At 68.2% G+C, this 13465-nt stretch carries 2 protein-coding genes; both read left to right on the top strand.

Translation table 11 applies throughout. From position 1 onward, the window contains the following. Positions 1 to 19: 19 nt before the first annotated feature. Complete coding sequence (locus J3U87_RS07235) at positions 20 to 6805, top strand: type I polyketide synthase (protein ID WP_237382366.1); 6786 nt, start codon at positions 20 to 22, stop codon at positions 6803 to 6805. A gap of 1264 nt (positions 6806 to 8069) precedes the next feature. Then, positions 8070 to 13460, top strand: coding sequence for a type I polyketide synthase (locus J3U87_RS07230; protein WP_237382365.1), 5391 nt, complete (start codon positions 8070 to 8072; stop codon positions 13458 to 13460). Positions 13461 to 13465 lie beyond the last annotated feature (5 nt).

Raw genomic sequence — 13465 nt, 5'->3', positions numbered from 1 at the left:
CTTCATTTTTCGAGTCACCATGAATCAAAAAAACCTGGAAACACAGTTAAAGGAGGCCCTTCGTCGGGCTTCCGTGCAAATCAAGAGCCTGCTGGGCGAAGTCGAGCACCTACGTCAGCGCGGGCCGATCGCGGTCGTCGGCATGGGTTGCCGCTTCCCGGGCGGGGCCAATCGGCCCGCCGCCTTTTGGAACCTGTTGCGCGACGGGGTCGATGCCGTCGACGAGGTGCCGCCCGACCGTTGGGACCGCGATCGCTGGTTGGATGCCGACGGCGAGGCGCCCGGCAAGATGAGCACGGCGCGGGGTGGGTTCCTCGATGTGCCGGTCGACGGGTTCGACGCGGGATTTTTCAACATCGCCCCGGTGGAAGCCCGCGCGCTCGACCCCCAGCAGCGGTTGCTGATGGAAGTGGTGTGGGAAGCGATCGAGGACGCCGGGATCCGGCCCGAATCGTTGCGTGGTTCCAAAACCGGCACCTGGGTCGGCATTTCGGCCGACGACTACGCCCGCGCCCATCGTCACGGCGACCCGGAGCGCATCGACGCCTATGCCATCACCGGCACGACCTTCAGCACGGCCGCCGGCCGGCTGGCCTACCTTTTGGGTCTGGAAGGGCCGGCAGTGGCGCTCGACACGGCCTGTTCCTCTTCATTGGTGGCCTTGCACCTGGCCTGTCGCAGCCTGCGCGCCGGGGAAACCGATTGCGCCCTGGTGGCGGGCGTCAACCTGATGCTGGCGCCCGAGCTCCACGTCTGTTTTTCCAAGCTGCAGGCCCTTTCGGCGGACGGCCGTTGCAAGACGTTCGACGCCGCCGCCGACGGCTACGTGCGCGGCGAAGGTTGCGGCGTCGTGGTGCTGAAGCCGCTGGATGCGGCGCTGGCCGATGGCGATCGGGTGTTGGCCGTGGTGCGCGGCACGGCGGTCAACCAGGACGGCAAGAGCAACGGCCTGACGGCGCCCAACGGTGCCGCCCAGCGGGCGGTGGTTCGCGCGGCGCTGGCCGATGGCGGCCTGACCCCCGCCGATATCGATTACGTCGAGGCCCACGGCACCGGCACCGCCTTGGGCGACCCGATCGAAATGGAGGCCCTCGCCTCGGCCCTGTTGGCCGATCGCGATCCCGCCCGGCCGTTGCTGGTGGGTTCGGTCAAGACCAACATCGGCCATTTGGAACCCGCCGCGGGCATCGCCGGCCTGATCAAGATCGTTCTCGCCATGGGGGCCCGCAAGATCCCGCCCCATCTCCATCTCACCAAGCCCAGCGCGCACATTCCCTGGAGCCAGCTTCCCGTCCGGGTGCCCACCGCACTGGAGCCCTGGCCCGCGGCCGATCGACCCGGATGCGCCGGGCTCAGCTCTTTCGGGTTCAGCGGCACCAACGCCCACGTGGTCTTGAGTGGACCGCCGGTGGCGGCCCCTGCCGAGGAACCCGGTGCCGAGCCGAAACCGGCCTCAGCGGAGCTGTTGGTCCTGTCCGCACGCTCCGAGGAAGCGCTGCGCGAACTGGCGCGGCTGAACCTGGAGCGCCTGTCGGCCGAGTCGTCGCCCGATTGGCCCGCCTGGTGTGCCGCCACCGCACGGCAACGGGACCTGTACGAGCATCGCGTGGCGCTGGTGGCCGAATCGACGGCCGAGGCCCACAAACGCCTCGCGCGGTTCCTGGATGGTGAAGACCATCCCGAGACGAGCCGGGCGTCGTGCCACGGCGGCGGTGCGGCGGTCGCCTTTCTTTGCACCGGTCAGGGGAGCCAATACCCGGGCATGGCTGCCGCGCTGTTGGCTTCCGAGCCGCGCTTCCGCGAGGCCTTCGAACGCTGCGCGGCCTTGCTGGATCCGTATCTCGACAGGCCCTTGCAAGCGTTGATCGCGGCGGAAACCGATTGTGCTGCGCTGGCCGCCACGGCCCATGCCCAGCCGGCCATTTTCGCGGTGGGTTACGCGCTGGCCGAATGGTGGCGCGGCCTGGGCGTGCGGCCCGCCGTCGTGCTGGGCCATAGCCTGGGCGAATACGTCGCCGCCTGCCAGGCGGGTGTGTTTTCGCTCGAAGATGCAGCGCGCCTGGTGGCCGTTCGCGGGCGCCTCATGCAGGAATTGCCGGCCGGCGGCAGCATGGCTGTCGCCTTTTGCGAGCCGGCGCGCCTGCACGCGCTGTGCGCGCGGGCTTCGGCCCCGCTGACGATCGCCAGCTACAACACCCCGACCTCCTGCACGCTGAGCGGTGAGGCCGAGACCGTGAAGCAGGTCCTCGAGGCGCTGTCGCGCGATGGCGTCAAGACCCGCGCGTTGGAGGTCTCCCACGCCTTTCATTCACCGCTGATGGTGCCGATGGTGGATGACTTCCGTCGCGAGTTGCTCGGCGTGAACATGCGACTGCCGCGCATTCCCTACATTTCCAGCACGACCGGGCGCTTGGTGACCGAGGAACTGACGAATCCCGAATACTGGTGCCGCCAAATCACGGAGCCGGTTCGCTTCGTGGACGCGCTTCACTGCTTGGCCGGCGACGCGCTGCCCAAGGCCGAGCTGCTGTTGGAGGTCGGTGCTTCCCCGGACCTGCTGGCCATGGCGCGCCACCTTCCCCAGTTGGCCGAACGGGGCCAGGTGTTCAGCCTGCGCAAACACCTCGACGATCGCCGCGCCGTGCGCCGCGCCTTGGCCGAGCTGATCGCGGCCGGCGCCGCACCCCACTGGCGCCGTCTCTTCGAGCGACCTGGGTTCCGGGTGGCCTTGCCCCCTTACCCGTTCCAACGTCGTCGCTACTGGTTGCTGGACAACCATGGTGCGCCGCCCAAACCGGCACCGCCCGTTCGGGCCTCCGAGGATCGGCCACTTTCCGCGCTGTTGGACCACCGCCTCGTGTCGCCCTTTCTCGAGGGCGTCGTGTTCGAGGCCGACTGGCACCCGCGCAGCCGATCGCTGTTCGAGGATCACCGCGTGTTCGGGTCCTACATCGTGTCCGGGGCCTGCATGGTCTCGGCCGCGCTGGAGGCGGCCGCCACGATGCACGGCGAAGGACCGCTGCGGTTGGAAGAGGTGCGGTTCCTGCGGCCCCTGCCGGTAGACGATCCGGAAGCGGGTCACATCCAGTTGGGCGTCACCACCGACACGGCCGACCAGGCTTCGCGGTTTCGCTTGTTCAGTTTGGACGGGCGCCGGCAAGACGGTGCCATCTGCCATGCCGAAGGGCGACTGGCTCGAGGTCCCGAGGACCGGATTCCGGGACGCGAAGCTGCGGTTCCGGACGTCTCTCTTTTCACGCGTCATGAGGAAGGCGCCTTCATCTATCGAGCCCAAGCCGCCCGGTCCATCGATCTGGGGCCGAGTTACCGTTGGCTGGACGAACTGTGGTTGGATCGCGACCGCGCCGTCGGGCGATTGGTACCGCCGGGCGACGACGCCTTGACGGATTATCTGCTGCACCCCGGGCTCATCGATTCCTGCTTCGGCCTGTTGGTCGCGTTGGCCGATGGCGATCCCCGGCAAACGCTGGTGCCCACGGGCATCGCCGAGTTGCATCTGTATCGCCGACCCGCGGCCGGTCCACTTTGGGCCCAGGCCCAGCGGCGCCCGTCCGGACCCGATCAGTTGTTGGGCGATGTGCGCCTGGTGGACGACACCGGTCGTGTGATCGCCCTGTGGAAAGGCCTTGCCGGCCGGGCGGTGGGCTCCGATCGGTTCCGAACCCTGGTCGCCGGACCCGACGCGGGCCTGGTTGGCAGGGCAGGGGACGGCGCCGATTGGCTGTACCGCGTGACTTGGATGAAGCGGGCGCTCGGCGGACTGGGCCTGCCCGGCTCAATGCCCGATCTGTTGCACCAATGGCGGCTTCGGGTGGAATCGCAAAAGGCCGACTATGCGGTCGACCCCGCGGCGGTGACCCGTCTCGACGGTCTCTGTCGCGATTTGGTGGTGGCGACCTTGGACGACTTGGGGGCACCCTTCGAGATCGATCGGTTCTTCCGGCTCTCCGACCTGGTGGAAAAACTCGCCGTGGTGCCGCGGTACCGTTCTTTGCTGGCGCGCATGTTGACCATGTTGGTCGAGGACGGCCTGCTCGAGACCGCGGCCGACGGCTATCGGGTCTTGATGGTGCCGCGGGTCGACGCGTTTGCACCACAGTGTGATCTGCTTGCCGCGCGCTACCCCGCGTTGGGTTGCGAGCTGGCCCTGCTGAACCAGGTGGCGCCCCACCTGGGCGCCGTGTTGCAGGGACGGCGCGATCCGCTGGCGGAAGTGCTGTTCGCACCCGGCCGTGCCGAGCACGTGACCCGAGCCTACGCGGATTCGCCCGCGGCGGTGGCCCTGCACGCCCATCTTGCCTTGCTGTTGCACAAATTGATCGCTGCGTTGCCCCGTAACCGCGGGCTTCGGGTGCTGGAGATCGGGGCGGGGACCGGGGCCACGACCGCGGCGGTCTTGGCCGAACTTCCACCCGATTGCGTCCACTACACGTTCACCGATATTTCGACCGCCTTCTTTCCCGCCGCCCGGGAACGGTTCGCCGCAACGCCCGGCTTCGCGTGCGCTCGATTGGACATCGAGCGCGAGCCCGAGGATTTCGGTTTCGAGCCCGCCAGTTTCGACCTGGTCGTCGCGGCCAATGTGCTGCACGCCACCGCCGACCTGGAACAGAGCCTGGCGCGGGTGCGCCGCCTGCTGGCCCCTGGCGGCATGATGCTGGTTCTGGAAGGCACCGCGCCGGTGCGCTGGATGGACCTGACGTTCGGGCTGACCGACGGCTGGTGGCGCTTCGCCGATGCACGCGATCGCGCCACGGGTCCGATGGCGCCGGTCGCCACCTGGGAAACGGCGCTGGCGCGTCAGGGCTTCGAGGCGGTGGTTTCGTTGCCGGCGGTGCCAGGGCGTCCGGAGCTGGCCTGGCACCAAATGGTCCTGGCGGCCTGTGTGCCGCGGCGTCCCATCGCGGCGCGATCCGAAGCGGCCCGACCCAATGCGCCGCGCTGGCTGGTCTTCGCCGACGACGTCGGGTTCGGTCACGCGTTGGTGGAGGCCTTGGAACAGCGGGGCGCCACCTGCGAAATGATCCTACCCGAGGGGCCGCGCATGGATTACAGCGGCCTGGTGACGCTCGACCCCGAAGACGGCGAATCCTTCGAACACCTGATCGAATCGTTCGGCACATCGGCCCCGATCGAGGGGATCGTGTTCCTCTGGGGCATGGACGGCAACGACATGGCCCGCTGGTCGCGCGAGGAGCCCGAATCGGTGGTCCGCGCCGGTTGGTGCGGAGCGCTCAACCTGGCGCGGGCACTGAAGCGCCTGCCTGCCGCGCAGGTGCCGCGCCTGACCTTGGTCACGCATGGCGCGGTGCGCGTCGGCGACGAAGAGCCGCGTGGTCTGGCGGGTGCGCCCTTGTGGGGGCTGGCCAAGACCATTTCCGCCGAGCTGCCCGAATGCGGTGTGCGCCTGATCGATGTGGAACCCGAGCTCGACGGTCCCGAGGAGGGGCTCGTCGGCCGCCTCTGCGACGAGCTTCTGGTGCCCGATCGCGAGGATCAGTTGGCCCTTCGTCGCGGCGGTCGTTACGTAGCGCGCCTGACCCGCGCGCGCGACGCGTTGACGGAAGCGGGTGCGTCGTTCGAAGCGCGCGCCGACCGAACCTATCTCGTATTCGGCGGATTGGGGGACCTGGGTCTGGCGGTGGCACGGCGTCTGGTGGAGGGCGGTGCCCGTCACCTGGTGTTGGTGGGCCGCCGCACGGTGTCGCCCAGTCGTGCGACCGCTTTGGAAGGCCTGCGTTCCGCCGGCGCGCGGGTGCGTGTGATGCAGGCCGATATCTGTCACGCCCGTCAGGTCGATGCCTTGTTCGCCGAAGTGCTGGGGCACATGCCGCCGTTGGCCGGCGTGGTGTTCTCCGCCGGGGTGGTCGACAACGCCTCGTTACCCGACCAGGACCGCGAGCGGTTCCAGCGGGTGTTGCAGCCCAAGCTCAACGGGGTTTGGCACGTCCACCGTCATCTCCGACGCCAACCCGATTGTCCGCTGATTTTGTTCTCGTCGGCGGCCTCGGTGCTGCCGGCACCGGGCCAGGCCAATCACGCGGCGGCCAATGCCTGCCTGGACGCCATGGCGCATTACCGCGCGGCCGAGGGATTGCAGACCCTGTCGCTGAACTGGGGCGCCTGGGCGTCGATCGGGGCCGCGGCACGCGGGGGCAAGGGCGGCATGCTGCGGGTGAAGGGCGTCGACTCGTTGGCGCCGGAACCGGCGTTGGACCTCTTCCTGCGCCTGTGGCACAGCGAGGCCGTGCAACTGGCGGTCGTGCCGATCGATTGGCCGGCCTACCTGGCCCAACAGATCGCGCCGCCGTTCCTCGAGGGATTCCATCGCGAGGAAGAGCCCGGCGTCGCCGAAGAGAGCCTGCGCGACGTGCTGATGGAGCTCGCGCCCGAGTTGCGCCGCAAGCGCTTGAAGACCGAGGTCGAGCAGCTCCTGGCGCGCGTGTTGGGTTTGGATGCCGACCAGCGCATCGATCCCGAGTTGGGTTTTTTCCAGATGGGCATGGATTCGTTGACGTCGGTGGAACTGCGCAACCGTCTGCAGAAGCGGCTGGGTTGTGCGTTGGATTCGACGGTGGCTTTCGATTTCCCTACGGTGCAGGACCTCACGGCGCATATGGCGGACCGATTCGCCGGGTCGGGCGTCGAGGCGGCGGAGATCGCGGAGGTGTCGGCGGAGGAAGAGGCGTCGAAGGCGCCGGCGACGGTGGAGGAACTCAACAACATGAGCGAGAGCGAGGCCGAGGCCCTGCTGTTGGCCGAGCTGGCCGACCTGGACCTGTGAGGGAGGATTCGATGGCGACAGCGACCGCAACCTCCGCCCCTGCCGAAGTGCAAAAGCACGAAGAGCCCGCAAGCGGAGAGAGAACGCAAGCCAGTAGGTTGGGCCGCCGGCCCGACAAATCGAAGCAACTCAGGTTCGAAGTACATGAGATTTCAAAGAGCGAAGCCCAAGCGCTCGCACGGCAGATCCTCCCCGAAGAGCGAATCCCCGAAGAGCCCGCAGGCAAAGAGAGAACGCAGGCCAGTAGGTTGGGCCGCCGGCCCGACAAATCGAAGCAACTCAGGCTCGAAGTACATGAGATTTCAAAGAGCGAAGCCCAAGCGCTCGCACGGCAGATCCTCCCTGAAGAGCGAATCCCCGAAGAGCCCGCAGGCAAAGAGAGAACGCAAGCCAGTAGGTTGGGCCGCCGGCCCGACAAATCGAAGCAACCCAAGCCAAAAATGTGTGAACGACCAAAGAGCGAAGCCAGAAAAACCCCAAACCCTGAGCGATTCAAAGCCAGCCCCGCAAACCCACCGACGAAAAGGGAAGGCTCCGCTCTTCCGCGAATACGAAATGCGCAACATATCGGCTTCGAAGCGTCGGCCCAGCGGGCCAACCTACCGCAACGACGCCACCCTCCGCATGCGGGAACCGCCGACCAGGAAACGCCGATGCACAGCCCACCGACGAAAAGGGAAGGCTCCGCTCTTGAGCGAATACGAAATGCGCAATATATCGGCTTCGAAGCGTCGGGCCAGCGGCCCAACCTACCGCAACGACGCCACCCTCCGCATGCGGGAACCGCCGACCAGGAAACGCCGATGCACAGCCCACCGACGAAAAGGGAAGGCTCCGCTCTTGAGCGAATACGAAATGCGCAATATATCGGCTTCGAAGCGTCGGGCCAGCGGCCCAACCTACCGCAACGACGCCACCCTCCGCATGCGGGAACCGCCGGGCAGGAAACGCCGATGCACAGCCCACCCGCGAAAAGGGAAGGCTCCGCTCTTCCGCGAATACGAAATGCGCAACATATCGGCTTCGAAGCGTCGGCCCAGCCCCCTAGGCGGGCCCGGCACCTACCGCAACGACGGCACCCTCCGCATGCGGGAACCGCCGGGCAGGAAACGTCGATGCACAGCCCACCCGCGAAAAGGGAAGGCTCCGCTCGTTCCCCGGGACCCCATGCGGGAACCACCGATCACACAACCTTGATGGGCGCCCTTTCGGCCCGCCACCCAAATCCCCGGGCGCGATGCGCCCTTGATGTCGTGAGGACGAGATGACACACGATCATGAGGAGCGTGATCCGCTCCACGCAATGGATCCTGATCCCGCCGCCGAAGCCCTTTCACCGACCAAGCGCGCCCTCTACGCGCTACAAAAGACCCGTGCCCAACTGGACGCCCTGCGCGAAGCCCGCGCCGAGCCGATCGCCGTGATCGGTGTCGGCTGCCGCTTCCCGCGCCAGGCCGATGGGCCCGAACGCTTTTGGTCGCAGATCCGCGATGGCGTCGATGCGACCTCCGAGGTCCCGGTCGACCGTTGGGACATCGATGCCTACTTCGATCCCGACGTGACCCGTCCCGGCAAGATGATCACCCGCCGCGCCGGCTTCCTGGACGACGCGGGCGATTTCGATCCGGAATTCTTCGGGATCGCGCCGCGCGAGGCGATGTCGATCGATCCCCAGCAGCGCCTGTTGCTGGAAGTCTGCTGGTCGCTGATGAACCACGCGGGCGTGACCCGCGACGACCTGCGCACCAGCGATACCGGTGTCTACCTGGGCATCTGCAACAACGATTTCTCGCTGCGCCTCGCCGCGCGCGGACCCGAACACATCGACGCCTACATGGCCACCGGTGTCGCCCACAGCGTGGCGGCCGGTCGGCTGGCCTACTGGCTCGGCCTGCGCGGCCCCTGCCTGGCCGTGGACACCGCCTGCTCGTCCTCGCTGGTGGCCGTCCACCTGGCGGTCCAGGCCCTGCGCCACGACGAATGCCGCACCGCCATCTGCGGCGGGGTCAATCGCATCTTCTCCCCCGAATTGAGCATCAACTTCTCGAAAAACCACATGCTCTCGCCCGACGGCCGCTGCAAGGCCTTCGACGCCGAAGCCGACGGCTTCGCCCGCGGCGAGGGCTGCGGCCTGGTGATGCTGAAACGCCTCAGCCACGCCCGCGCCGACGGCAACCGCATCCTGGCCGTGATTCGCGGCACGGCGGTCAACCAGGACGGCCACACCAGCGGCCTGACCGTCCCCAACGGGCCGGCCCAACAGGACGTGATTCGCCGCGCCCTGGCCGACGGCGGCGTCGAGCCCCACCAGGTCGACTACGTGGAGGCGCACGGAACCGGCACCGCACTGGGTGACCCGATCGAAATCAACGCGCTGGCCGCCACCTACGGACGCGGTCGCCAGGCCGTCGATCCGCTGCGCGTCGGCTCGGTCAAGACGAACATCGGCCATCTGGAAGCGGCTGCCGGCGTCGCGGGCCTGATCAAGGCCGTCCTGGCCCTCGACAAACAGGTCATGCCGCCACAGCTCCACTTCCAGCGACCCAACCCGCACATCCCCTGGTCCGAACTGCCGATCGAAGTGGTGACCCGAAGCCGGCCCTGGCCGCGCGGGGACCGGCCCCGTCTGGCCGCCGTCAGCTCCTTCGGGTTCAGCGGCACCAACGCCCACGCCGTCGTGGAAGAGGCCCCGCTCGCGGCCGAACCGCCCGCCCTGCGCAGCGAAGCCAGGCTGCTGGTGCTCTCCGCCGCCCATCCCGAATCGCTGAGGACCATGGCGGCCGACCACCTGAAGGTCGTGCGCGATACCCAGCCTGCCGAGCTCGACGACATCTGCTTCACCTTGGCCGCGGCCCGCTCGGCCCTGCCATGGCGCTTCGCCTGTGTGGGCCGGACCCGCGACGATCTGATCACCGCCCTGCAGGCACTCGCCGAGGATCGCGACCTGCCCGAACATGCCTGGCTTGGCGACACTTGCCAAAGCGTGCCCGCCCCGCGTCGCTTCCATTTCGACGGCGCCGGAACCGGCCTGAGCCGCGTCGCCGCCCGCTGGTTCGACGACGAATGCGCTTTCCGCGAATCGTGGGATCACTGGCTCGACGAAACGACCGCCGTGCTTCCCGTGGAAGATCGACGCCGCGACATGGTTCAGGCGCTGGAAAGCGATCGACCCGCCCAAATCCTGCCCGCGCTGTTCAAGTGCCATCACGCCTTCTGGTCGGTATGGGAGAACTGGAACCTCAGTCCCGATGCCGTGACCGGTCAGGCTTGGGGTCGCGTCGCGGCCACCTGTGCCGCCGGAATGCTCTCCTGGGAGCGCGGCCTGGCGTGGATGCAGCGCCTGGGTGAGCACTTGGAAGCCGAAGGCTGGGATGCCTTGCCGGAACCCTCGCCTGCGCTGGCCGACGCGATCCGCCCGCTGGCCGCCGAGCTGGACCTCACCACCGCGGTGGTACCCCTCTTAAATGTGCGCGCATCCTTCGTGACGACCACCGATTGGGTGGACTGGCTGCTCGAGGGTCAGGTGGAACCGGCCGAGAACGCGACCCTGGCCGGACTGGCCGTGCCGGTGATTCCCCGCATGCCCGCGATCGAAGGACGCGACACCGCCGAGGTGCCCGCCAGCCGCGGTAGCCTCGTCGCCGCATTGCTCGCGCGTTGTTTCGTGGCGGGCGCCACCCCGCAGTGGCGGGCCTGGTTCGGATCCGCCGGCACCCGCCTGCGCGATAATCTGCCCGGCTATCCCTTCCGCCGCAAGCCCTACGGCGTGGCACCGGCTTCCCCGCCCCCGGTGGTCGCCGTCGCCGAGCGCGATCCTCACCATACCGACGTGGGCACCGCGGGCCTGAACCATCCGCTCCTGGGCCACGTGATTCGCAGTCCCATGTCGCCTACCCGCATCTACGAAAGTCACTTCAGCCGCACCCGCGTCCCCATTCTCGAAGATCACCTGCTCTTCGGCGTGACGGTCGTGCCAGGGGCCTGTCAGATCGCCACCCTGCTCGGCGCCGGCCAGCACGCCTTTGGCCGCGAGCCGGTCCATCTCGCCGATCTCCAGTTCCTGCGCGCCCTTTCCATTCCCGACGGCGCCGGGCGGCTGGTCCAGATCGGCATCGAACCCGGCGAGGAAGGCCGCGCGGCCTTCCGGCTCATGAGCCTGACCGCCGACGAGCTCGAAGAGGAAGGGGTCCTGCACACCACCGGTCGTTTCATGGTCGGCGAGGGACCCAACCCCTCCGTGGAGACCTTCGGGCGACGTCCGATCGCCGAACGTTGGGACCAGTTCGATCGCGAATTGGACCACGAGACGCTGTACCATCCCGACGTGCTCGGACCGATCCACCTCGGACGGGTCTATCGGTGGTTGGACGCCATCCGCGTGTCCGGCAACGACGTGTTCGGCAAGATCAGCGTGCCCGACAACGTGCCGCAGCTCGAGCACTACCCCATGTTCCCGGGCCTGATCGATGCCTGTGTCGGGTTGATGGTCATGACCCACCGCATCGACGACCAAACCGTGTTGGTCCCCTTCGGTGCCGAGACGTTCGCCTTCTACCGCCGCCCTCGTGGCCGGCACCTGTGGGCCCAGGCGCGCACGCGCGACGCCGCCGCTTCCGGAGGCAAATTGATCGGCGACATCCGCCTGGTGGACGAGGACGGCGCGCTGATTTGCGAAATCCTCGGGCTGGAAGGCCGCGAGGCCCATCCCGACGTGTTGCGTCGCGGAATCCAGAAGGATTTGAGCGGCTGGTTCCACGAACTCTCTTGGCAGCCGATCGCCGCCGAGACGGAAACCGCGACCTCCGTACGCGACCTGTGGTTGATCTGCGCCGACGACGGCGGCCGGGGCGAGGCGCTGGCCCGCACGCTGGAGGCCGGCGGAGCCGGTGTCCTGGTGGCCTGCTGCAACGGGACCTTCGACATCGACGATCGCGATCGGGTACGCCTCGATCCGCTCGAACCGGAACACTGGACCCGGCTGCTGGACTACGCGGTCGAGCGGTGCGGTGAGACGCGTGTCCTGCGCGGTATCGTCCACCTCTGGGGGGCCGACCTGGCGTTGGAGCTCGATGCCGAGCCCGCCGCGCTGCGCACCGCGCTGGCCCGCGGCTGCGGCAGCCTGCTGCACCTGGTCCAGGCGCTCGGGACCCAACGGAACCGTCACGGCATCGCCCTTCGCGAGACCCGCCTGGCGATCGTGACCGAAGGGGCGTGCGCGCTGGGTAAGGAAGCCATCTATCCGGTGCAGCACGCGCTCTGGGGCTTCGGGGCCACGCTGGCCGCCGAACATCCCGAGCTTCGCCTGTTGCGGTTCGATCTGGATCCCGCCGACAGTCGCGCGGCCGATGGTCCGCTGGCCGCCGAGTTGGCGGCCGACGCGGGTGAGACCCAACTCGCCTGGCGCGACGGCGTTCGCCATGCCGCGCGTCTGGTGCGCCGCTCGCGCCGCGTCGACGGCACCGGGTTCCGCGCACGCGAGGACGGCAACTACCTGGTCGCGGGCGGACTGGGCGCTTTCGGCCTGCAGATCGCTCGCGCCCTGGTTCTAAGCGGTGCCCGGCACTTGAGCCTGGTGGGACGCAGCGATCCCGGCAGCGCGGCTCAGGCCGTGCTCGAGGAGTTGCACGCGATGGGCGCCCAGATCGACGTCTACCGCGCCGATATCACCTCGTTCGACGCCATCTCCGAGGTCGTGCACCGCGCTCAGGCGGCCGCGCCCTTGTGTGGTGTCGTCCACGCCGCAGGGGTCCTGGCCGACGGCTTGATTCGCCACCAGAGCTGGGGCGAGTTCGAGCGCGTGCTGGCACCCAAGGTACTGGGCGCCGCCAACCTGCACCTGCTCACGCGCGATCTGTCGCTGGACTTCATGGTGGCCTGCTCCTCCATGGTCGGCCTGGTCAGCCTGCCCGGCCAGGCCAACTACGCCGCCGCCAACGCCTTTCTCGACGGCTTCATGCGGGCGCGCGCCGCGCGGGGCCTGCCCGGTCCCGCGATTGCCTGGGGGCCCTGGGCCGACACCGGCATGGTCGCGGAACTGGCCGACGCCCAACGGGCACGGATGCAGGCGGTCGGCCTGCGGTTGATCGAGCCCCAGGACGGCCGGCGCGCCCTGGCGATGGCGCTCGCCGATTCCAGCGCGCACCTGGCGGTGATCGACGTGGACTGGCCGCGTTACGCCGACAAGCATCCCGGCCCCTCCGGCGCACCCTTCCTCGCCGAACTCTGCGGATCCCAAACCGAAACCGACACTCCCGAATCCGGCTGGCTTTCCCGGCTGGAAGCCGCCGCTCCCACGCGGCGGCGTGCATTGCTCTCCAAGTTGATCTGTGACGAGATCGCGCGGGTGATGGGCCTGACCTCCGGTGACGAGGTCGGTCCGCGCGATCCTGTCTTCGATCTGGGCGTCGATTCCATCATGGCGCTCGAACTGCAGTCCGCCATCGAGAGCGGGCTCGGCACTTCGCTGTCCTCGACCATCATCTTCGACTTCCCAACGGTCGAGGCCTTGGTCGCGCACCTGGCCGAAGACGAGCTGGGCGCCCTTCTCGCCACGCCATCGGAGCAGACCGACGGCGCCGACGAGGGAGGCACGCTCGACCGGATGTCCGACGACGAACTGGCCAAGATGTTGGCCGACAAGTTGGACGACCTTTAGCCGTG

This window comes from Sulfidibacter corallicola (genome assembly GCF_017498545.1).
In the GTDB taxonomy this organism is placed as follows: domain Bacteria; phylum Acidobacteriota; class Holophagae; order Acanthopleuribacterales; family Acanthopleuribacteraceae; genus Sulfidibacter; species Sulfidibacter corallicola.
The sequence above is the reverse complement of the archived record's forward strand: the minus strand, read 5'-3'. Positions and strand labels throughout refer to the sequence as shown.

Coding starts and splice junctions, on each gene's coding strand:
- J3U87_RS07230 (WP_237382365.1), top strand. CDS start 8,070: ATGACACACGATCATGAGGAGCGTGATCCGCTCCACGCAATGGATCCT.
- J3U87_RS07235 (WP_237382366.1), top strand. CDS start 20: ATGAATCAAAAAAACCTGGAAACACAGTTAAAGGAGGCCCTTCGTCGG.